The sequence below is a fragment of the Mesorhizobium sp. CU3 genome (assembly GCF_006442965.1).
GTDB lineage: Bacteria > Pseudomonadota > Alphaproteobacteria > Rhizobiales > Rhizobiaceae > Mesorhizobium.
The window spans coordinates 95,323-116,995 of sequence record NZ_VFWX01000013.1 but is presented as its reverse complement, the minus strand read 5'-3'; the positions used below and the strand labels follow the sequence as shown (position 1 = coordinate 116,995).

Here is a 21,673-nt window from a genome sequence, read left to right as displayed (position 1 = left end):
ATGTCCGAGATCGATCTGCCCATCGCCGCGCCGACGATCGACAAGGTCGGCTTGCGCGCCGTGGGACTGGCCGCCATCGCCCTCCCGGTACTCGCCGGGCCGTTTCTCGCCTCCGAATACTGGATCAACGCCATCATCGTGCCGTTCCTGATCCTGTCGCTCGCGGGACTCGGCCTCAACCTTCTGACCGGTTATGCGGGCCAGCTGTCGCTCGGCGCCGGAGCCTTCATGATGGTCGGCGCCTACGCCACCTTCTCGCTGCAGCTTCGCGTGCCGGACCTGCCATTGCCGCTCGCCCTTGTCGTCTCCGGGCTGATCGCTGCCGCCCTGGGACTGGCGTTCGGCATCCCCTCGACGCGCATCAAGGGCTTTTACCTGATCGTCAGCACGCTGGCCGCACAGTTCTTCTTCGAGTGGCTGTTCCTCAAATTCCCATGGTTCTATGACGGCAACTCGTCGGCGACCATCGCCCTGCCCCGCGGCCTCACCGTCTTCGGCCTGAACGCCGAAACGCCGCATGGACGCTACTATCTGACACTCGGCACGGTGCTGCTGGTCACCCTGTTGTCATTCAACCTGGTGCGCAGCCAGACCGGCCGGAACTGGATGGCGACCCGCGACATGGACACCGCGGCTGCGGTGATCGGCGTGCCGGTGGTGCGCGCGAAACTCCAGGCCTTCGCCGTATCGAGCTTCATATTGGGCATCGCCGGGGCGCTCTGGGCTTTCGCCTATCTCGGCTCGGCCAGCGTGCAGAGCTTCGGCCTGTCGCGATCCTACCAGATCCTTTTCATCATCATCATCGGCGGACTCGGCACCATTCGCGGCGCCTATCTCGGCGCGGCCTTCGTCAGCCTGCTGCCGCTGGCGCTGGACTGGCTGTTCCAGCACCTCTTCAGCGGGCATGTCGATGCCGGCCTGCTGCAGAACATCCAGAAAGGCATCTTCGGACTGCTCATCATGTGGTTCCTGATCAAGGAACCCGAAGGTCTTGCGCGCCTGCTCGGCGTCAAGCTGCCGGCGCGCCGGCGACTGTTTCCATCCTCCCAAACCTAGGAGCCTAAAACCAATGAAAAGACTGCTTCTCGCCGCGCTTCTTGCCGGCACCGTGTTTTCCGCCACATCGGCGGCGCTGGCCGCCGATGTCAGCCAATACATACCGCTGCCGACCTACCGCGTCGGCGCCTATGCCTCGTCCGGCGAGCTCTGGTGGGCCGGCGAGCGGGACTATTTCCGCTATATCAACGAGGTCGAAGGCGGCGTCGAGGGCGTGAAGCTCAACTACGAGGAATTCGAAACCGAGTGGAGCCCGGACCGCACGGTGGAAGTCTACGAGCGGGTCAAGGCTGGCAAGGACGGCTCGCCGCTCGCCTTCTTCTTCACCCATGGCACGCCGGCCACCTATGCGCTCTTGGAAAAGGCGGCGGCGGACAAGATCCCGCTGATCGACCCGGCAGGCGGCAAGACCGAGACCGTCGACGGAACGGTATTCCCCTATGCCTTCCCGCTGCTCTTCAGCTACTACAGCCAGGCTTCGACGGGCATCAATTACATCGCTTCCAAGGTCGGCGGCTTCGACAAGCTGAAAGGCCTGAAGATCGCAACCGTCTATCACGACAGCGCCTACGGCCGCGCCAGCCAGCCGGCCATCGACCTGCTCGCAAAAAAGTACGGCTTCGAGAACATCCAGATCCCGGTCGCCGACCCCGGCAACGAGCAGTCGCCGCAATGGCGCCAGGTTCGCGAACAGAAGCCGGACTGGGTCTTCCTGCGCACCTGGGGCGTCTCGACGGTGGTCGCCATCAAGACGGCGCAGCGCTTCGGCTTCCCGGCCGACCACATCATCGGCGACGTCTGGGCAGGCTCCGAGTCCGACGTCATACCGGCCGGCAAGGCGGCGATCGGCTATTCGGCGCTGGCGCCCTATCCGGGCGGCACGGATTTCGACATTCACAAGCGCCTGAAGGCCGAGATCCTCGACAAGGGCAAATCGGATCTCAGGGACCAGAAACTGTTCGGCGCGGTGAACTACAATGTCGGCCTGGTCAACGCCGCTCTCGCCGTCGAGGCGTTGCGGACCGGCTACAAGCATTTCGGCGCCCGGCCGCTGAATGGCGAGGAAGGACGCTGGGCCTTCGAGCACCTGACGATCGACGACGCCAGGCTGAAGCAGATCGGCTTCGAGGGCCTGCTGCAGCCGATCAAGATCACGCCGTTCGACCATGAAGGCGGCGGCGCGGCCCGCATCCAGAGCTGGGACGGGCAGAAATGGGTGCTCAAGACCGACTGGATCAAGGCGGATCATGAGCTCCTCAACCCGCTGATCAAGGACGGCGCGGCGGCCTATGCCAAGGAACACGGCATCACGCCGCGCACCCCGGAAGCCGAAACCAACTGATTGCGTTCGGCGAGGCGCGGCATCCGCCGCCCCTCGCCATAAGGAAAACGACGATGACGACAGCGCCTCACCTCGCCGATCCGAATGCCGCCGGCCGCAAGCTGCTCGATGTGTCGGGTATCGAAGTCGTCTATGGCGGCGCGATCCTGGCGGTGGCGGATGTCTCGCTGACGATCAGCGGCGGCGAAATCGTCGCGTTGCTCGGCGCGAACGGCGCCGGCAAGAGCACGGTGCTGAAGGCGATTTCCGGTCTCGCCGCAGCCGACCGCGCCAGTGTGCGTCGCGGCCATATCCGTTTCGACGGCGAAGACATCGTCGGCACGCCGGCGAACCGGCTGGCGGCGCGTGGCATCGTCCATGTGCTGGAAGGACGTCATGTCTTCGCGCATCTGACCGTTGAGGAGAACCTGCTCGCCGGCGCCTTCCTGCACCGGCCGGACCGCGCCGAAATCAAGCGGCAACTTGACGACATCTATGCCTGGTTTCCACGACTGAGGGAGAAGCGCCGAACGCTGGCCGGCCTGACGTCGGGCGGCGAACAGCAGATGCTCGCGATCGGCCGTGCTCTGCTGACGCGGCCTCGCCTTGTCCTGCTCGACGAACCGTCGATGGGGCTTGCCCCGCGCATCGTCCAAGAAATCTTCGAGATCATCGTCAGGCTCAACCGGGAAAAAGGCACCGCCTTCATGCTCGCCGAGCAGAACGCCGCCCTCTCGCTCGCCCACGCCTCGCGTGCCTATGTGCTCGAAGGCGGGCGCGTGGCGCTCGAGGGCAATGCCTCCGACCTCGCCGCGCGCGATGACCTTCACCGGTTCTACCTCGGCTACGGCGCGCCAGCGGCGATCCAGGCCGGGTAGGATAATCCGAGGCGCCAACAAAAAACCCGCGGGATCGCTCCCGCGGGTTTTGTCTTGGAACGTGTGCTGCGATCAGCCGTGCGCGAGCACGGCGAGCAGCAGGAGCGCCACGATGTTGGTGATCTTGATCGCCGGGTTGACGGCCGGGCCGGCGGTATCCTTGTAGGGATCGCCGACGGTGTCGCCGGTCACCGAGGCCTTGTGCGCATCGGAGCCCTTCAGGTGCTTGACGCCGTCCTTGTCGGTGAAGCCGTCTTCGAACGACTTCTTGGCGTTGTCCCAGGCGCCGCCGCCGGAGGTCATCGAGATGGCGACGAACAGGCCGTTGACGATGACGCCGAGCAGCGAGGCGCCGAGCGCCGCGAAGGCCGAGGCCTTCGAGCCGGAGATCAAAAGCACGCCGAAATAGACGACGAGCGGCGCCAGCACCGGCAGCAGCGAGGGGATGATCATTTCCCGGATCGCCGCCCTGGTCAGGATGTCGACGGCGCGGGCATAGTTCGGCTTCGAGGTGCCGGCCATGATGCCCTTGTCCTCGCGGAACTGCTTGCGCACTTCCTCGACGATCGAGCCGGCGGCGCGACCGACGGCGGTCATGGCGATGCCGCCGAACAGATAGGGGATCAGGCCGCCGAAGATCAGGCCGGCGACGACGTAAGGGTTGGAGAGGTCGAAGGAGACGTCGCCCATGCCCTGGAAGTAATGGTACTTGTCGCCATTGGCCGCGAAGAACTTCAGGTCGTTCGAGTAAGCCGCGAACAGCACCAGCGCGCCGAGACCGGCCGAGCCGATTGCATAGCCCTTGGTCACCGCCTTGGTGGTGTTGCCGACCGCGTCGAGCGCGTCGGTCGAGTGGCGCACTTCCTTGGGCAGGCCGGCCATTTCGGCGATGCCGCCGGCATTGTCGGTGACCGGGCCGAAGGCGTCCAGCGCCACGATCATGCCGGCGAGACCGAGCATGGTGGTGACGGCGATCGCGGTGCCGAACAGGCCGCCGAGCTGGTAGGTGGCAATGATGCCGCCGACGATGACGATGGCCGGCAGCGCCGTCGATTCCAGCGAGACCGCGAGGCCCTGGATGACGTTGGTGCCGTGACCGGTCACCGAGGCCTGGGCGATCGAGTTGACCGGGCGCTTGTTGGTGCCGGTATAGTATTCGGTGATCACCACGATAAGCCCGGTCACCACGAGGCCGATCAGGCCGCAGATGAACAGGTTCTTGCCGGTGATGGCGATGCCGGCGACGGTGCCGACCTCGCCCCAGCCGACGGTTGCCGAGGTGGCGATGCCGAGGCCGACGATGGAGAGCAGACCGGTGACGATAAGGCCCTTGTAGAGCGCGCCCATGATCGAGCCGTTGGCGCCGAGCTTGACGAAGAAGGTGCCGACGATCGAGGTCAGGATGCAGGCGCCGCAGATGGCGAGCGGGTAGAGCATCGCCGCGCCCAGAATGGCGGTGCCGCCGAAGAAGATCGCGGCCAAGACCATGGTGGCGACGACTGTCACCGCATAGGTCTCGAACAGGTCCGCGGCCATGCCGGCGCAGTCGCCGACATTGTCGCCGACATTGTCGGCGATGGTGGCGGGGTTGCGCGGATCGTCTTCGGGAATACCGGCTTCGACCTTGCCGACGAGGTCGCCGCCGACGTCGGCGCCCTTGGTGAAGATGCCACCGCCGAGACGGGCGAAGATCGAGATCAGCGAAGCGCCGAAGCCGAGCGAGACCAGCGCGTCGATGACGATGCGGTCATTGGGCTGCAGGCCCATCGGGCCGGTCAGGATCCAGTAGTAGATGGAGACGCCGAGCAGCGCCAGGCCCGCGACCAGCAAGCCGGTGATGGCGCCCGACTTGAAGGCGATGTCAAGGCCGGCGGCGAGGCTGTTGGAGGCGGCTTGCGCGGTGCGCACATTGGCGCGCACCGAGACATGCATGCCGATGAAGCCGGCGGCGCCTGAAAGCACGGCGCCGATCAGGAAGCCGAGCGCCGAGGTAAAGGAGAGCAGCCACCAGGCGAGCAGGAGCACGACGACGCCGACAATGGCGATGGTCGTATATTGGCGCGCCAGATAGGCCTGGGCGCCCTCGCGGATGGCGGCGGAGATTTCCTGCATGCGCTGGTTGCCCTGATCGGACGCAAGGACCGACCGTGTCGCCCAGATGGCGTAGAGCACTGAAAGCAAGCCGCAGGCGATGACGGCGAAGATGATGGTCATGCCGGATTTTTCCTCGATTTTTGGCCCAAAAGAACCCCTCCCTGGGCCGATGAGACAGAAGACGAATTGCCGGCAAGTCGGAATCCGCCCCTTCGCTGGCGTGTATGCGAAACAGGGCTCGGAACGTCAAGATATTGTTCGGTTTTTGCCCTGCTTTCACCCGAAAGACGAAGGCACTAAACGTTGTGCCAGCACGGGTCCGGAATTAGATCGATTGAAATGACGTTACGTCCGGCTGCTCGGATCTGGTCTTGAGCAAGGCCAATCGCTGACGGATCGCGCGCTTTGCAAATGCTCCAGACCAAGCATATCTTCAGGCGGACAGGAGCTGATCAATGACGTTCAAGGCTATCGTCCACGAAGCGGAAGAAGGCGGATTCTGGGCCGAGGTCCCCGCCATTCCCGGTTGCGCGACTGAGGGAGAAACTCTGGACGAACTTTACGCAAATCTGCGTGAAGCCATTGAAGGCTGTCTTTCGGTGGATCTGCCTTCCTCGGTCACTTCATTACCCGGCAGGTTGGTGGAAATCGCAGTTTGAAATCCATTTCAGGCAAGGACCTGGCAAAGGCCGTCGAGCGGCGAGGCTGGCAACTTCTGCGAATAGCGGGCAGCCATCACATCTACGGATAGGCGGGAAGCATCGTACGCCTCTCCATTCCGATACATGGCAACAAACCGCTTAAAACGGGGCTCGTTCGCCATCTTTTGAAGATGGCGGAAATCGACGAAACCGATGTCTGAGCCTCACTATTCCGTGCCCTGCCCCATGCGCCGCGCGGCGTAGCGTTCGACTGCCGACAGCGCGTCGTAGATAAGCACGGCCAGCGCGGCGACGATCAGGCCGCCCTGCAGCACGAAAGCAAGGTTGTTGGTGGTAAGCCCGGCGATGATGACCTCGCCGAGCGTCTTGGCGGCAACCGTCGAGCCGATGGTTGCGGTGGCGAGGCTGATGACCACCGAGAGCCGGATGCCGCCGAGGACCACCGGCGCGCTCAACGGCAGTTCCACCTTCAAGAGCCTTTGCCAGCCAGTCATGCCGGCACCGCGCGCCGCTTCCATGACGTTGCCGGGGAGCGTGGTGAGCGCGGTGAGCGCGTTTTCGAAGATCGGCAGCAGGCCGTAGAGGAAAAGCGCAATCAGTGTCGGCGTCTGCCCGAAGCCGACAGCGGGCACGGCGAGCGCCAGCACCGCAACCGGTGGAAAGGTCTGGCCGATATTGACCAGGCTGCGCGACAACGGCAGGAACTCGGCGCCGAACGGCCTGGTGACCAGAATGGCGAGCGCCACGGCGACGATGGTCGCGGCGACCGTCGCAATCGCCACGGTCCACAGATGCTGCAGGGTCAGGGACAAGAGGCTGCCCTGGTTGTAGATCGCCGGCGCGCCGTTCTCTGTCAACGGCTTGAGCAACGGCTCGAACCAGCCGGGATTGGTGATGAAGGCCACCAGAAACACCAGCACGGCGAGCCTGAGCAGCGCGGGCAGCCAGGCTTTCATCGCGGCCTCGCCGCGCGTTTCACCAGGCCTTCCACGGTGATGCGGCCGAGCGGCTTGCCGTCGGCGTCCGTGACCGGCAATGCCGGCCGGCCGGTCCACAACAGCTCAGCCAGCGCGTCGCGTTGGCTGGCGTCGCCAGGGATCGCCTCGCCTTCGGCGCCGCCCGGCTCTACGGCGTCGCGCACATGGCCGAGCGACAAGAGCCGGAACGGCCTTTCGCTGGCGCCGACCAGCGTCTCGACGAAATCATTCGCGGGTCTCGCCAGGATTTCGGCCGGCTTTGCGTACTGGACCAGCTTGCCAGCGTCCATCACGGCGATCTTGTCGCCAAGATGCACCGCCTCTTCCATATCGTGGGTAACGAGGATGATGGTGGTGCCGAAGCGTTTCTGGATCTTGAGCAGATCCTCCTGCGCCTTGGTGCGGATGATCGGGTCGAGCGCGCCGAAAGGCTCGTCCATCAAAAGCACGTTCGGCTCGGCGGCGAGAGCGCGGGCGACGCCGACGCGCTGCTGCTGGCCGCCGGAAAGCTCGTGCGGATAACGCGGCCCGTAGGCTTGCGGATCGAGTTGGTAGAGCGTCATCAGCTCATCGACGCGGGCCTTGATGCGGTCTCGGTCCCAGCCGAGCAGCACCGGCACCGTGGCGATGTTCTGCGCCACCGTGCGGTGCGGAAAAAGCCCATGGCCCTGGATTGCATAGCCGATGCTGCGGCGCAGCTGGTAGTCCGGCACCGAGCGGTTGTCGACGCCGTCGAGCTTGATCACGCCGGCGGTCGGTTCGACGAGGCGATTGATCATGCGAAGCAGCGTCGTCTTGCCGGAGCCCGAGGTGCCGACAATGGTTGCGATGGTGCGCGGCTCGATGACCATCGACACGTTGTCGACCACGGTCGTCTCGCCATAGCGCTTGGTGATGCCTTCGATCTCGATCATGCGGGTTCGGCCCTGCGCCTGGTGGAGGTCATTTCAATGATGGCGTCGAGGATGATGGCCGCGGCGAAGGCCAGCGCCACGGTCGGCAGCGCGCCGAGCAGCACGAGGTCCATCGCCGTCTGGCCGACGCCCTGGAAGACGAACACGCCGAAGCCGCCACCGCCGATCAGCGCCGCGATGGTGGCCAAGCCGATATTCTGCACCAGCACGATGCGGATGCCGGTCAGGATAACCGGAAAGGCGAGCGGGAACTCGACGCCGAACAGGCGCTGGCGGTCGGTCATGCCCATGCCGCGAGCGGCATCGTTGGCGGCACGAGGCACGCCGGCCAGGCCGACCACCGTGTTCGCGACCACCGGCAGCAGCGAATAGAGGAAGAGCGCGACGAAGGCCGGCGCGGCGCCGATGCCCCTGATACCGATTGCGGCCGCACCCGGAACATGCAACGCGACCCAGCCGAGCGGCGCGATCAGCAGGCCGAAGAGCGCGATCGAGGGAATGGTCTGGATGATGTTGAGCACATTGAGCACGCCGGCCCGCAGCCGCTCGACGCGATGGCAGAGGATGCCGAGCGGCAGGCCGACGATCACCGCGCCGGCCAGCGACCCCAGCGCCAGCGTGACGTGCTTGGAGGCTTCGGCCCAGAAGGAGTCGGCGCGGCTGGCGTATTCCTTGAGGATCGACAGGCTGTCCAGACTTCCAGATGCAAGCAAGGCGGCGATGGCGATCGCGGCGGCGACCAGGACGCCGACGCGCGTCCAGGGAGTAAGGTTCAGGCGGGTCAACACATCTGCCAGAAGCAGCGTAAAGGTGAAGACCAGCAGCCAGAAACCGGAGGCCGGCGCAACGCGGGCGAAGGTGTTGCCGGCGGGAGTGAGAAAGCTCCCAGCAGTGCCAATCAGGATCGCGAGGGCGACCAGCGCGACGACGCTTGTGGCGAGCCTGAGGATAAGCGGCGTCTTGAACAGCGCGACGATGGCGCCGGCCAGCATGACGGCGAGCAGCAGCCATCCGAGCGTGAGCGGCAGGGCTTCGAGGATCGAACGCCCCTGCCCCGGCACGATGCGGTTGGCGCGAAAGGTGGCGAAGGGGGCGAGGAGCGCCGCATAGGCGACGATCACGGCGATGACGACGCCGAGCTTGTCGAAGCGCAGCGTCATGACGCGCGCCCGTGCTGGGTGGCGGGCGTTGAGCGATAAGGGTTGTGAGGCTTGCGCGAAGCCCCCCCCTGTGGCCTGCCGGCCATTTCCCCCTCAAGGGGGGAGATCAGATGTCGCAAGCGCTTTCGCCAATCGCCCAGGCCGGAAAAGGAAGCGGAGCGCAGCAACTGCCAATCTCCCCCCTTGAGGGGGAGATGTCCGGCAGGACAGAGAGGGGGGCCTCGCACCGACGTCACGTTTCGAAGTGTGCTACTTCAAGAACCCGTTCTTCTTCAAAAAGTCCTCCGCCACGCCCTTCGCCGGCTCGCCGCCGAGCTGGACGCGGCCGTTGAGCTCCTGCAGCGTGACGAGGTCGAGCTTGGCGAAGACCGGCTTCAGCAGCGCCTCGATCTCGGGATGCTGTTTCAAAACCTCTTCGCGAATGATCGGCGCCGGCTGGTAGACCGGTTGCACGCCCTTGTCGTCCTCGAGCACGACGAGGCCGGACGGCGCAATGCCGCCGTCCGTGCCGTAGACCATGGCGGCATTGGCGCCGTTGGTCTGGTTGGCGGCGGCGGCGATGGTCGCGGCGGTGTCACCACCCGACAGCGTGATCAGTTGATCAGGTTTCAAGGTAAAGCCGTAAGTGGTCTGGAAGGCCGGAAGGGCGGCGGCCGAATTGACGAATTCGGCGGATGCCGCGAGCACCACCTTGCCGCCGCCAGCGACATATTTGCCGAAGTCCGACAGGGTGACGAGTTTGTTCGCGTCGGTCACGTCCTTGCGCAGCGCGATCGCCCAGGTGTTGTTAGCCGGCGACGGCGACAGCCAGACGATCTTGTTGGCGTCATAGTCGAGCTTCTTGGCGGTTTCGTAGGCCTTGGCGGCATCCTTCCAGACCGGATCGTCGGCCTTCTGGAAGAAGAAGGCGGCATTGCCAGTATATTCGGGATAGATGTCGATCTCGCCAGCGGTGATCGCCTTGCGCACGACTGGCGTCGCGCCAAGCTGGATGCGGTCCGTGGTCTTGATGTTGTTGGCGTTGAGGACCAATTGGATGATGTTGCCCAGGACACCGCCCTCGGTGTCGATCTTCGAGGAGACGACCACCTGGGCCTGAGCGGCGGTGGTGGCGAGGCCGAGCGCGACAGCCGCCACGGCGATCTTTCTCATTGAAAACATTGTGAAAATCCCTTGCTGTAAACCGAGAAACCGGTGGCGGCATATGAGCATGGCTTGAATGGGCCGTCGGGGCACACGGTTTCATAAGTTGTGGGACCAGCGCAATATTTTTGTTCCCGGCGCTAAGAGCGCGCCGTGCGATGTCCCGACAGCGTGATGTCAGTTGGCGGCGCGCAAGCCCGGCAGCTTCAGGGCGCCGAGCGCCAGGAAGCATAGCGCGACCACGGGGAACACGATCCAGTTCAGCATGGTCCAGCCCCAAGCATTGTAGATCGCGCCCGACATCAGCGAAGCGAAGGCGACGGACCCGAACAGCACGAAGTCGTGGAAGCCCTGCACCTTGCTCTTCTCCGAGGGACGGTAGCTGGCGGCGACCATGGCGGTGCCACCGATGAAACCGAAGTTCCAGCCGAGGCCGAGCAGGATCAGCGACGTCCAGAACTGCCACAGCGCCAGGCCGGACAGCGCCACCGCCGCGCAGCCGATCAGCAGGACAAGGCCGGTGGCGACGATGCGTTCGGCGCCGAAGCGATGAATCAGCGAGCCGGTGAAGAAGCTCGGCGCGAACATCGCCATTACATGCCAGGAAATGCCGAGCGTCGCGTTGTCTTCCGACAGGCCACAGCCGACCATGGCGAGCGGCGCGCCGGTCATGACGAAGCTCATCAGCGCGTAGCTGCCGACGACGCAGAAGAGTGCGGCGACAAAACGCGGTTGGGTCGCGATTTCGGCTAGCGGACGAGCGTCGCTGGCGGCAACCTCCGCGACCGCGCTTGTCCGCGTCGAAACATGCAGGAATGAAAGGATGATCGCGCCGACGGCTGCAAGCGGCAGGATCGAGACGAACGACCCGGCAAACATCACCGGCGCCAGCAACTCCCGGGTGTAGATGACGATCTGCGGCCCAAGGATGGCGGTGATGATGCCGCCCGCCAGCACGAAGGATATGGCGCGCGCCTTGAACTCGGGCGGCGCGTTGTCCGCCGCGGCGAAGCGGAACTGCTGGACGAAAGCGCCGCCGACGCCGATGACGCCGAGACCGAAGGCAAACAGCCAGAAGCTTGCGTGGTAGAGCGCAAGCGTCGCGATCAGGCCGCCAAACGCGGTGACGATGGTGCCGGTCATGAAGCCGCCGCGATAGCCGAGCCGGCGGATGATGGCAGCGGCAGGCAGGGCGCCGAGCGCGACGCCGATGTTGAAGCCGGTGACCGGCGCGGTCGCCAGCGACTTGTCGGGTCCAAGCAGATATTGGCCGGCGAGCGCGCCGAGCGAAATGGCGATCGGCGCCGCCGAGCCGACTATCGCCTGCGCGGCGGCAAGCAATACCGCTGTGCGGCGCGCCTCCCTGCCGGTCCCGGCGACCGCGATTGCGGCGGTCACGACGCGTCCTTGCCGCGCCCTTCGCCACGCACCCGGCGCGAGACCCGATCGAGCACGGCATTCACCAGCTTCGGCTCGTCCTCTTCGTAAAACGCCTTGGCGATGTCGACATATTCCGAAACGATGACGGCCACCGGCACGTCCTCGCGCTTCATTAGTTCATAGACGCCGGCGCGCAAGATGGCGCGCAGTGTCGAATCCAGCCGCGAAAGCGGCCAGTCCTCGGTGAGCGCCTGGCGGATGACGGGATCGATGGCCTTCTGGTTCTCGACGACGCCGGTCAGGATGGCGCGGAACCATTGCGCATCGGCCTCGCGGTAGAGCGCGCCGTCGACTTCCTTGCCGAGCCGGAAAGTCTCGTATTCGGCGGTGGTCTCGAAAACGCCGCTACCGGCCACGTCCATCTGGTACAGCGCCTGGACGGCGGCAAGACGAGCGGCGCCGCGCTTGTTGGCATGGCGCACCGTACCGGTCGAGGCGGGCTCGGTCACGATTGGGCTCCGAATTTCTCTTTCAGCGCAATCATGGTCAGTGCCGCGCGCGCGGCAAAGCCACCCTTGTCGCCTTCCGTCTTCCTGGCGCGCGCCCAGGCCTGCGCGTCGTTCTCTGTGGTCAGGATGCCGTTGCCGATGGCGATCGCCTCCTGCACCGAAAGGTCCATCAGGGCGCGGCTCGATTCATTGGCGACGATGTCGAAATGATAGGTGTCGCCGCGGATGATGGTGCCCAGCGCGACAAACCCGTCGTAGTGCGTGCCGGCCTCGGCGCCATCGAGCGCGAAGGTGATCACGGCCGGGATCTCGAGCGAGCCGGGAACCGTCACCACGTCATAGGTGGCGCCGGCTTCGTCGAGCGCGCTGGTCGCGCCATCGAGAAGCGCGTCGGCGAGATCGTCGTGAAAACGCGCCTCGATGATGAGCAGATGCGCCTTCGCCCGCGGACGAATGAACGCTTTGCCGTGTTGGGATGTGCCTGCCATAAAAGTCTCCGGGGGGTTGCCGGTGACTTAGGCCGAAGCGGGATTGATCGCAAGCGGAAGATGCTGCGGCGCGACGTCCTGTGACCTATTCAGGCTGACGCGTTGCGAGCTCCGCGCGATCCACAAGGGTCTTGACCCAAGCCTCGACGTCCTGGTGTTTGATCACTCTGCCGGCATCGACATCCGCTAACGCGTCGAGAGTCATCTGCCGGTGGTCGATGCTCTCTTCAGTTCCTTTGGGATCCATCACAACCCCTCTCTCTCCGCCTCGGCCAAACGCGCGGCGTAGCGGGCCATGGTGTCGATCTCGATGTTGACGCGCTCGCCGGCCTGGCGTTCGCCCCAGGTGGTGACGCTCAGCGAGTGATGGATCAATAGCACGTCGAAGCGGGTGCCTTCGACCTTGTTGACGGTAAGCGAGGTGCCGTCGAGCGCGACAGAGCCTTTCGGCGCGATGAATTTGGCCAGATGACGCGGGGCTTCGAGGGTGAAGCGCACGGCATCGCCCTCCTCCTTGCGCTCGACGATTTCGGCCACGCCGTCGACATGGCCGGAGACAATGTGGCCGCCGAGCTCGTCGCCGATCTTAAGCGCTCGTTCGAGATTGATCCGGGTTCCGGACTTCCAGCTCGAAGCAGTGGTCAGCCTGAGGGCCTCTTCCCAGGCCTCGACCTCGAACCAGCGCGCGTTCGAGCCTTGTTCTGGCAAGGCGGTGACGGTGAGGCAGACGCCGCCGCAGGAAATCGAGGCGCCGATGGCGATGGTTTCGGGATCATAGGCGGTGTCGATGCGCAGGCCGACGCCTTCGGCCAGCGGCTTCACGGTGGCGACAGTGCCGACATCGGTGACAATACCGGTAAACATCAGAAGTCCCTCACCCATTCAGCATAGGCGTCCTCGCCGAAGCGCATGTCGCGCAACTTGCGAAAGCCTGGCGGGATATGGTCGGCGTCCATGGGCGACGCAATGCCATCCTCGCCGATTGCTTCCGGGCCTTGATACAAAACGATGCGGTCGACAAGCTCTTCGTCGAGGAACGCCTTGGCGACCCGGGCGCCGCCCTCGACCAGCACCGTCGCCATACCGAGCGCCGCAAGGTCCTCGAGCAGTTCCGGCAAGGCGACGACGCCGTCATGGGTTTCGGTGCCGAGGAAGCGCACGCCCAGACGCTCGAGCGCCGCGCGCCGGTGCGGACCGGCCTCCAGGCAGGCCGCGACATAGAGCGGTACGCGGTCGACGCCGGACACGAGCTTCGACGTATCCGGCAGCCGGATCTGGCGGTCGAGGATGATGCGCGATGGCGAGCGGTTCTCCAAACCTGGCAGACGCACGGTCAGCGCCGGGTCATCCTCAAGTGCCGTGCCGATGCCGACGAGGATGGCGTCGGATTCCGCGCGCATCAGGTAGACGTCGCGGCGCGCGATCTCGCCGGTAATGGCGACCTGGCCGGCGCCCTTCCTGCCGATTTTGCCGTCGCTCGAAAGCGCAAGCTTCAGCGTGACTTCCGGACGTTTCCTGAGAGATCGAATCAAGTATCCGGCCATTTGCTCGGAGGCTTCGGCCGCGAGTACCTTCTCGACGACCTCGACACCCGCGGCGCGCAGGATAGCGTAGCCCTTGCCGGAGACGCGCGGATCTGGGTCGCTGGCCGCGCCCACGACCCGCGCCACACCGGCGTTGACCAGCGCGTTGGCGCAAGGCGGCGTCCGGCCGTGATGAGCGCAAGGCTCCAAGGTGACGTAGGCCGTGGCGCCACGCGCCAACTCGCCGGCTTCGGCCAGCGCCTCGGTCTCGGCATGCGGGCGGCCGCCGATGGCGGTGACGCCAGTGCCGACGATCATCGGGCCGGCGCCGTCGTCGCGGACCAGGATCGTGCCGACGGACGGATTGGTCGAGGTGCGGCCGGCATTGCGCCGCGACAGCCGGATGGCCGCGGCCATGAAACGGCGGTCAAGGACCGCCTGCCCGGCCTCGCTCAGTCGAGATCCCGCCATGATCAGTCGGCGTCCTCCTCGGCCTTTTCCTCGTCGCCCTTCAACTCGCCCAGCAATTCGTGAAAATCCTTGGCTTCGCGGAAATTGCGGTAGACCGAAGCGAAGCGGACATAGGCGACGTCGTCGAGCGACTTCAGCGCCTCCATGACCAGCCGGCCGACCTCGCCCGAGGCTATCTCGGTCTCGCCGGAGCTTTCCAACTGGCGCACGATGCCGGTCACAGCGCGGTCGATACGCTCGGGGTCGACATTGCGCTTGCGCACCGCGATCTCGACCGAGCGCAGGAGCTTGTCGCGGTCGAACGGCACCTTGCGGCCGGACTTCTTGACGACGACGAGGTCGCGCAGCTGGACGCGCTCGAAAGTGGTGAAACGGCCGCCGCAATCGGGGCAGACGCGGCGCCTGCGGATCGCCGCGCCATCCTCGGCGGGACGCGAATCCTTCACCTGCGTGTCTTCGGACTGGCAATAGGGGCAGCGCATGGAGAGCCTTGTTTGCGATTCTAGCGGGAGAAAAGGCTTAGTGCCTTTTGCCTCGAGGGCAAAGCACGCAGACTTTCATGCCCCAGAGATAGCGAGCCGCGGGCACAATTGCCAGCGCCCTGCCCAACGCCTCAGGGCGCAACGTCCTTGGTCGGAAAGCCGCAGGAGGTGCCTAGATTGCGATAGGCTTTGGTGAAGCCGTCCATCGGAATGCTGGCGACGGTTTGCTTGCCGAAAACCACGTCAAGCGAGGTGACCCTGCGCATCGCGCGCAGCAGCGCAAGGCTGGTCTTGGCCTGGTTGTCGACCATCCAACTCGGATGGCCACCGACGCCTGCGTTGGAGGTGACCGTCGCGGCCACCTTCACGCCGGGGTCACCGAAGGTCGCGGCAATCTTGTTGCCGGTCGGCAGACCAACGGCGTCGGACGTAATCGTGACGGCCGGATAAGCGTTGGGCGGCAGTGCGTCACCGGTCGAGATCGACAGCGTCAGCGTGCCCGGATTGCCGCTACCGTCGACAAAAGCGGTCGAGGCAGCACAGGTCTTGTGCGCATCCTGGCCGCTATCGAGCGTGTCGATGATGGTGGTCCAGCGGCCGAAAGTATTGGTTGCCGGCATGTCTGTCGCCGGCTGCGTGTCGTCCTGCGCAACCGCGCCGGAGGTGGCGAAGGCTGCCAGCGAACCCAACAAAGCCGCGGCGGCGAGACGGGACGTGCGCATCATCGGATCTCCAATAAGCCGCGCCGCTCAAGAGAGCGGCGCAAGCGCAGGATAAAAGATGACGCGCGGCGCCCAGTCAACCAACCGAAACGAGGGCTCAACCCAGATAGGGATAGAGCGGGAAGCGATCGGTCAGCGCCGTGACCTTGGCCTTGACCGCGGCTTCGACGGCGGCGTTGCCTTCGTCGGAGTTCGCCACCTTCAGCCCGTCCAGCACCTCGGCGATCAGCTTACCGATCTCGCGGAACTCGGCCTGGCCGAAGCCGCGCGTCGTGCCCGCCGGCGTGCCGAGACGCACACCGGACGTGACGAAGGGCTTTTCCGGATCGAAGGGGATGCCGTTCTTGTTGCAGGTGATGTTGGCGCGGCCGAGCGCGGCTTCCGCGCGCTTGCCGGTGGCGTTCTTCGGCCGCAGGTCGACCAGCATTAGATGGTTGTCGGTGCCGCCGGAAACGATGTCGAGGCCGGTTTCCTTGAGGCTCGAAGCCAGCGCCTTGGCGTTCGCGACGATGCTCTCGGCATAGGTCTTGAAGCTCGGCTTCAGTGCCTCGCCGAAGGCCACCGCCTTGGCGGCGATGACATGCATCAGCGGGCCGCCCTGCAGGCCGGGGAACACCGCCGAGTTCATCTTCTTGGCGATGTCCTCGTCGTTGCACAGGATCATGCCGCCGCGCGGGCCGCGCAGCGATTTGTGCGTGGTGGTGGTGACGACATGAGCGTAAGGCAGCGGCGACGGATGCACGCCGCCGGCGACGAGACCGGCGATATGCGCCATGTCGACCATCAGATAGGCGTCGATCGAATCGGCGATCTCGCGAAAGCGCTTCCAGTCCCAGATGCGCGAATAGGCCGTGCCGCCGGCCAGGATCAGCTTCGGCTTCGTCTCCTGCGCGGTCTTCTCGATCGCATCCATGTCGAGCAGGTGGTCGTCCTTGCGCACGCCGTAGGACACGACCTTGAACCACTTGCCGCTCATGTTGACCGGCGAGCCATGGGTGAGATGGCCGCCGGAATTCAAGTCCAGGCCCATGAAGGTGTCGCCGGGCTGCAGCAGCGCCAGGAACACTGCCTGGTTCATCTGGCTGCCGGAGTTCGGCTGGACGTTGGCGAAGTTGCAGCCGAACAGCTTTTTCGCCCGCTCGATGGCCAGTTCCTCGGCAACGTCGACGAACTGGCAGCCGCCATAATAGCGCTTGCCCGGATAACCCTCGGCGTATTTGTTGGTCATGATCGAGCCCTGCGCCTCGAGCACGGCGCGCGACACGATGTTTTCGGAAGCGATCAGCTCGATCTCATGGCGCTGGCGGCCAAGCTCGTTGCGGATGGCGCCGAAAATCTCGGGATCGGCATCAGCAAGCGTGGTCTCGAAAAAGGACTCGAATTTGCTGGAGACTGCCGCGGCATTTGACATGGCTTGCTTTCCCTTGGGGCCGGAGGTCTGCGAATTCGCCGCGCATTAACACAGTTGTTTTCGCCGTGCCACGTTTGCGCCGCGAAATTTGCTGGCCGGTTTGCGCCAAGACGAATGCGTCGCGCGGTCTATTGCGGCGCCCGGCCTTTCAGCACGGCCTCGGAAAAGGTGATCTCTGTGTAGAGCTTGCGCGCCGTGTGATCGTTGATGTCGCCGCGCCGGAACATTTTTTGCAGCTCGGCGCGCTCGGCCTCCATGCCGGCAAGCCTGAGCTCAAGCTCGAGCCGGCCGGATTCGCGAGCGTCGTCGCGCGCCTCGTCACCGTCGTCTGACAAGGCGATGCGGCGCCGGTAGATGGAAACGACGCTCTCGGCTATAGCGAGCCGGGCTTCGGCTGCCTCGCCTTCGCCGCCCTCGCCGGCGAGGCTTTCTATCCTGGCTATCGCGGCGTTGGCCGCGCCGACCCGCGCCTTGCGCTCCTCGGCAGCAGCCGGATCTTCACCGGGCTCGACCAGACCACGCGCGATGGCCGGCAAGGCGAGGCTGGCGATCGCCAGCGAGCAGATGATGACGCCGGCGGCAAGGAAGATGACGAGGTCGCGGGCCGGAAAGGGCGAGCCGTCCTGCAAGACGAGCGGCAAGGACAGAATGCCGGCCAGCGTGATCGCGCCGCGCACGCCGGCCACCGAGCCAGCCAAGCGGACGCGGAAGCCGAACGGCTCGGCCTTGCGCTTGCCCAATCGCGCGGCGAGCCCGGCAGCGATGTCGCCGATCCAGATCCAGATGAAGCGCAGGCCGATCAGGCAGAGCGTCAGCACAAGCACCGTCAAGGCCGGCTCGAACAGCCAGTGCCGGGTGGTGAGCTCCGGCGGCACCTTGCGGATGATGTCGGGCAGTTGCATCCCGAGCAGGATGAACAACGCGCCGTTGAACATGAAGATCAGCATCGACCAGAGCGAGAATGTCTGGATGCGCGCCGAGACCGTCATGAAACGGACAATGCCGGACAGGCCGGTGAGCAGGCCGGCGGTGACCGCCGCCAGGATGCCGGAAGCGCCGAAATGCTCTGCGATGAGATAGGCGACGAAGGGCAGCAAGGTCATGACCAGCACCTGCGCTTCCGCCGGCGTGCCGCCGATGCGGCCGAGGATCTGCAGCGCCTTGGCGGCGACAAACAGCGCCGCCATGCCGGCAAGGATGCCGATCGCCACGGCATAGAGGAAGCTCAGCGAGGCATTGGCGAAGGAAAAGCTGCCGGTGAGCGCGGCCGCGACGGCGAAGCGGAACATGACAAGGCCCGACGCGTCGTTGAGCAGGGATTCGCCTTCCAGGATGTGCATCAGCCGCGCAGGAACGACAGTACGGTCGACGATAGAAGACACGGCAACCGCGTCGGTCGGCGACAGCACGGCGGCCAGCGCGAAGGCGACGACCATCGGGATGCTCGGCACCAGCCAGTGCAAGGCATAGCCGAAGCCGATAATGGTGAAAAAGACCAGCCCGATGGCGAGATCGAGAATCGGACCGCGCAGCGCGATCAATTCGCGTTTCGGCGCCGAGAAAGCATCGCCGAACAGCAGCGGCGGGATGAACACGAGCAGGAAAAGCTCGGGATCGAGCTCGACATGCAGGCCGCGCGCCGGCCAGGCCAGAGCGACGCCGATAGCGATCTGCAGCACCGGCAGCGGCACGCGCACCAGCCGCGCCAGCGCGCCCGACAGCGTCACGAAGGCGAGCACGATGAGGATGAAGACGGCAACTTCCATGGCGCGATTCCGGCTCTTTCGCCGAACCATGCGCAATTGAGTGTGTGGCGTCCAGCCGGGCGCCACTCAACAGTCGTGATGAAGAATACGTCCGAAATAGAAGATGCGCCCCGACGCCCCGCCGCGCTGGTGCCCTCGCCCTCGGCCGTCGATAGCGGCGCCTGGTTGAAGGCAAGCCCCTGTCGGGGCGCATCTGGCGGCGACCGGCGAGAGGGCGCCGACCGCCGACCTCGATAGCGGCCGACAACGGCCGCGCAGGAAAAAGGCCGGCACCCGGCGTCAGCGCATGGCTGCCTAGGGGGCACCGGGTGTCCGGCCGCCGCGCCAAGGCCCTGGAGTCGGCACGGCAAATGCATAAGAGAACTGTGGCTCGCAGCCCCATCCGCGAGAAGGTGCCAGCATTAGCCGACGCTCATCTTTCCAGATACGCGAGGCGGCAGGTGCATCACACCTCTCGATAGCGCGGGGTTGACAGGTCGAAGCGCCCCTGCCCTCGCGGCATGCGGCGGCTCGTGTCACCGTATGCTCGGGTGGGTTGAATTGGGACGACCGATGCTGTCACGGTTGATGACGCATGTCGAAGGGGCGTATGCGGCGCCGACGGCCGAAGATGCCAGCGTGGCGTTCTTTACGGCGATGCAGGATTTCGGGGCGTCCTATCTGCAGACCAGGCTGTACCGACGGCCGACCTCGATCCTCACCTCGACCAGCCATTGGGCGGCCGGCGGCTTCATCACCAGGCTGGCGCCCACGGCGTGGCCCGGCAGCGCGGCCTTCGACTATGTCTGCTTCGAATGCAACCCGCTGCTCGGCGCCATCCGCGAGAGCCGGACCAGCTATCGCTTCAGCGATTTCGCGCCGCAGGACAGCGTGCAATATGGCGCCTATTGGGAGGCGCTCAGCGAAGCCGACATCGACGACGCGCTCTGCGCCACCTCCTATGGGTCCGACGGCGCCATCGCCTCGCTGCATCTCGGCTTTCACAAGCGCGATTTTTCGCCGGACGAGGCCTTTGCCATCCACATGGCCGGCCTTGGCCTGACCGAGCGGCTGATGAGCCTGACCTCGCCGCCGCCGACCGCCGCAGTCAGGCTGACGGCGCGCGAACGCGACAGCCTGGCGCTGGTGGCCGAAGGCAAGACCGATTGGGAAATCTCGGTGATCCTCGGCATCGCCGAGGCAACGGTACGCTTCCATGTCGACAATGCCAGGCGCAAGCTCGGCGCCGTCAACCGCGCGCAAGCGGTCGCGCGACTTGTGAACCAGCGGCTTATCTAAAAGCGATCATTGCGGCTCCAAACAAAAAAGGCCGCTTCATAGCGGCCTTCTTTTAGTTCGGAATATCAGAGACTTACTGCGCTGAGCTGATCTGCAGCTCCTGGGCGCCGTCGAGCGCGTAGATGTCGTCGCGGAACTGGACGACGCCCGGAGCGGTCGACCAGGCCGACAGATAGAGGAAGTGCACCGGCACCGGGTTCACCACGTTGATCGGCGTGTTCTCGCCGGTCTTGATCGCGGCCTCGAAATGCTGGCGGTCCCATCCGGGCGTGTCGCGCAGGATCCAGGTGACGAGGTCGCGCACGTTCTGGACGCGCACGCAGCCGGACGAGTCGAAGCGCATCAGCTTGCCGAACAGGCTCTGCTGCGGCGTGTCGTGCATGTAGACGCCGTCCGGACTCGGGAAGTTGATCTTGACCGATGCCATGGCGTTGTTGGAGCCCGGATCCTGGCGGAAGCGGTACTTCGCGGCGTCGTCCGTCGACCAGTCGACGGTCATCGGATCGACCTCGCTGCCATCCGGCGCGAACAGGCGGATATGGCTTTCCTTGAGGTAGTTCGGGTCCTTCCGCATCAGCGGAATGATGTCCTTGCGCACGATCGAGACCGGCGCGTTCCAGTACGGATTGACGATGATCTCGTTGATCTTGGAATTCACGATCGGCGTCTGGCGGTCGATCTTGCCGACGATTGCGGTGTGGCGCAGCACGACGCGGTCGTTCTCGACAGCCTCGACCTGCGCGGCCGGAATGTCGACAAGCACGTAACGGCTGCCCAGCGTGCCGGCCTTTTCCTTCAGGCGCTGCAGGTTCGTCTGCAACTGTCCGAGACGGATCTGAGGCGAAACGTTCATCGCCGCATAGGTGTATTTGCCCATGGAGCCGTCCGCCGGCAGGCCGTGACGGAGCTGGAAGCGCTTCACCGCCGAATCGACATAGGAATCGAAGGCCGTCGAGATGCCGGCGCTTTGCGGCAGGTCGCCCGAGACCATCAGGCGCTTGCGCAACGGCACGACATCCGGGTCGTCGACGCCGAGTTGCAATTTCTTGGTCGCCGGAACCTGCTCCCAGCCGCCCTGCGAGACGATGTTCTGGTACTGCGCCACCGCCTGCTCGGTAAAGGCAACGGTCTGCAGGCTGAAGATCGGCAGCGTGGAAGCGACCTTGCCTGTGTCGCTGGCGCGGGCATCGAACTGGTCGTCCCAATTACCGCGCGTCGAGGATTTTAGAATGTCCCCGATCACGTCCTGGGCGCTGGCATGGCCGGCGACCACGGCCGCGGCAAGCGCGGAAGCTCCGGTGAGGAAGAAACGGCGGCTGGTTCTCATGTCAGACATTTTTTCGCTTAATCGCTCTCGCTCAATTCGCTGGCCGGGCGGCATTGTCCGCACTCTAGGGGCGGCAAACTTAACATTTTGCCAACCATGACCCGACGTTTA

The 21,673-nt window shown here is 65.0% G+C and carries 21 protein-coding genes; 5 read left to right on the top strand and 16 right to left on the bottom strand.

What is annotated here, in order from left to right; all coding sequences use genetic code 11:
- From FJ988_RS20435 to FJ988_RS20425, 3 genes are read left to right on the top strand one after another with little or no spacing between them, the layout of a single operon-like run.
- On the top strand, positions 1-1,056 hold the full coding sequence (locus FJ988_RS20435) for a branched-chain amino acid ABC transporter permease (protein WP_140820149.1): 1,056 nt from the start codon (positions 1-3) through the stop codon (positions 1,054-1,056).
- A gap of 13 nt (positions 1,057-1,069) precedes the next feature.
- The gene (locus FJ988_RS20430; protein WP_140820148.1) at positions 1,070-2,398 is read left to right on the top strand and encodes an ABC transporter substrate-binding protein; all 1,329 of its coding nucleotides are present in this window, start codon (positions 1,070-1,072) and stop codon (positions 2,396-2,398) included.
- A gap of 53 nt (positions 2,399-2,451) precedes the next feature.
- Entirely contained in the window at positions 2,452-3,255 is an 804-nt protein-coding gene (locus tag FJ988_RS20425; RefSeq protein WP_140820147.1) for an ABC transporter ATP-binding protein, read from the top strand.
- A gap of 72 nt (positions 3,256-3,327) precedes the next feature.
- Here FJ988_RS20425 and FJ988_RS20420 read toward each other — a convergent pair whose 3' ends face one another.
- The gene (locus FJ988_RS20420) at positions 3,328-5,469 is read right to left on the bottom strand and encodes a sodium-translocating pyrophosphatase (protein ID WP_140820146.1); all 2,142 of its coding nucleotides are present in this window, start codon (positions 5,467-5,469) and stop codon (positions 3,328-3,330) included.
- A 335-nt stretch (positions 5,470-5,804) separates the two neighbouring features.
- Between FJ988_RS20420 and FJ988_RS20415 the strand changes: the two genes are divergently transcribed.
- Positions 5,805-6,008, top strand: a complete 204-nt coding sequence (locus tag FJ988_RS20415) for a type II toxin-antitoxin system HicB family antitoxin (RefSeq protein WP_140820145.1) — start codon at positions 5,805-5,807, stop codon at positions 6,006-6,008.
- Positions 6,009-6,217: 209 nt separating this feature from the next.
- On the opposite strand, the gene FJ988_RS20405 is transcribed toward FJ988_RS20415, so the two are convergent.
- The 14 genes from FJ988_RS20405 to FJ988_RS20335 all read right to left on the bottom strand — a co-directional run bounded on the left by FJ988_RS20405 (position 6,218) and on the right by FJ988_RS20335 (position 18,957).
- Positions 6,218-6,967: an ABC transporter permease gene (locus tag FJ988_RS20405; protein WP_140820144.1), complete on the bottom strand. Its 750-nt coding sequence runs from the start codon at positions 6,965-6,967 to the stop codon at positions 6,218-6,220.
- On the bottom strand, positions 6,964-7,902 hold the full coding sequence (locus FJ988_RS20400) for an ABC transporter ATP-binding protein (protein WP_140820143.1): 939 nt from the start codon (positions 7,900-7,902) through the stop codon (positions 6,964-6,966). The genes FJ988_RS20405 and FJ988_RS20400 overlap by 4 nt, the downstream gene beginning before the upstream one ends.
- On the bottom strand, positions 7,899-9,062 hold the full coding sequence (locus FJ988_RS20395) for an ABC transporter permease (RefSeq protein WP_140820142.1): 1,164 nt from the start codon (positions 9,060-9,062) through the stop codon (positions 7,899-7,901). The genes FJ988_RS20400 and FJ988_RS20395 overlap by 4 nt, the downstream gene beginning before the upstream one ends.
- Positions 9,063-9,311: 249 nt before the next feature.
- Positions 9,312-10,223 (bottom strand): ABC transporter substrate-binding protein, encoded by a 912-nt coding sequence (locus FJ988_RS20385; protein ID WP_140820141.1) that lies wholly within the window; start codon positions 10,221-10,223, stop codon positions 9,312-9,314.
- 159 nt (positions 10,224-10,382) lie between these two features.
- Positions 10,383-11,603 (bottom strand): MFS transporter, encoded by a 1,221-nt coding sequence (locus tag FJ988_RS20380; protein ID WP_181183616.1) that lies wholly within the window; start codon positions 11,601-11,603, stop codon positions 10,383-10,385.
- The gene (nusB, locus tag FJ988_RS20375) at positions 11,600-12,094 is read right to left on the bottom strand and encodes a transcription antitermination factor NusB (RefSeq protein ID WP_140820140.1); all 495 of its coding nucleotides are present in this window, start codon (positions 12,092-12,094) and stop codon (positions 11,600-11,602) included. The genes FJ988_RS20380 and nusB overlap by 4 nt, the downstream gene beginning before the upstream one ends.
- Positions 12,091-12,582, bottom strand: coding sequence for a 6,7-dimethyl-8-ribityllumazine synthase (gene ribH / locus FJ988_RS20370; RefSeq protein WP_140820139.1), 492 nt, complete (start codon positions 12,580-12,582; stop codon positions 12,091-12,093). Before ribH ends, nusB begins: the two co-directional genes overlap by 4 nt.
- 85 nt (positions 12,583-12,667) lie before the next feature.
- The gene (locus FJ988_RS20365) at positions 12,668-12,829 is read right to left on the bottom strand and encodes a CopG family transcriptional regulator (RefSeq protein ID WP_140820138.1); all 162 of its coding nucleotides are present in this window, start codon (positions 12,827-12,829) and stop codon (positions 12,668-12,670) included.
- Positions 12,829-13,446, bottom strand: a complete 618-nt coding sequence (locus FJ988_RS20360) for a riboflavin synthase (RefSeq protein WP_140820253.1) — start codon at positions 13,444-13,446, stop codon at positions 12,829-12,831. The genes FJ988_RS20365 and FJ988_RS20360 overlap by 1 nt, the downstream gene beginning before the upstream one ends.
- Positions 13,446-14,576 (bottom strand): bifunctional diaminohydroxyphosphoribosylaminopyrimidine deaminase/5-amino-6-(5-phosphoribosylamino)uracil reductase RibD, encoded by a 1,131-nt coding sequence (ribD, locus tag FJ988_RS20355; protein ID WP_181183615.1) that lies wholly within the window; start codon positions 14,574-14,576, stop codon positions 13,446-13,448. Before ribD ends, FJ988_RS20360 begins: the two co-directional genes overlap by 1 nt.
- 2 nt (positions 14,577-14,578) lie before the next feature.
- On the bottom strand, positions 14,579-15,058 hold the full coding sequence (nrdR, locus tag FJ988_RS20350) for a transcriptional regulator NrdR (RefSeq protein ID WP_127227519.1): 480 nt from the start codon (positions 15,056-15,058) through the stop codon (positions 14,579-14,581).
- A 131-nt stretch (positions 15,059-15,189) separates the two neighbouring features.
- The gene (locus FJ988_RS20345) at positions 15,190-15,780 is read right to left on the bottom strand and encodes a hypothetical protein (RefSeq protein ID WP_140820251.1); all 591 of its coding nucleotides are present in this window, start codon (positions 15,778-15,780) and stop codon (positions 15,190-15,192) included.
- A 97-nt stretch (positions 15,781-15,877) separates the two neighbouring features.
- Complete coding sequence (glyA, locus tag FJ988_RS20340; protein ID WP_140820137.1) at positions 15,878-17,191, bottom strand: serine hydroxymethyltransferase; 1,314 nt, start codon at positions 17,189-17,191, stop codon at positions 15,878-15,880.
- Positions 17,192-17,319: 128 nt separating this feature from the next.
- Positions 17,320-18,957, bottom strand: coding sequence for a Na+/H+ antiporter (locus FJ988_RS20335; RefSeq protein ID WP_140820136.1), 1,638 nt, complete (start codon positions 18,955-18,957; stop codon positions 17,320-17,322).
- A 552-nt stretch (positions 18,958-19,509) separates the two neighbouring features.
- On the opposite strand from FJ988_RS20335, the gene FJ988_RS31410 reads away from it, so the two are divergent.
- Positions 19,510-20,235, top strand: coding sequence for a LuxR C-terminal-related transcriptional regulator (locus FJ988_RS31410; RefSeq protein ID WP_140820135.1), 726 nt, complete (start codon positions 19,510-19,512; stop codon positions 20,233-20,235).
- A 73-nt stretch (positions 20,236-20,308) separates the two neighbouring features.
- Here FJ988_RS31410 and FJ988_RS20325 read toward each other — a convergent pair whose 3' ends face one another.
- Positions 20,309-21,562 carry a murein L,D-transpeptidase gene (locus tag FJ988_RS20325; protein WP_140820250.1) on the bottom strand — a complete coding sequence of 418 codons (1,254 nt, stop codon included), beginning with the start codon at positions 21,560-21,562 and terminating at the stop codon, positions 20,309-20,311.
- Positions 21,563-21,673 lie beyond the last annotated feature (111 nt).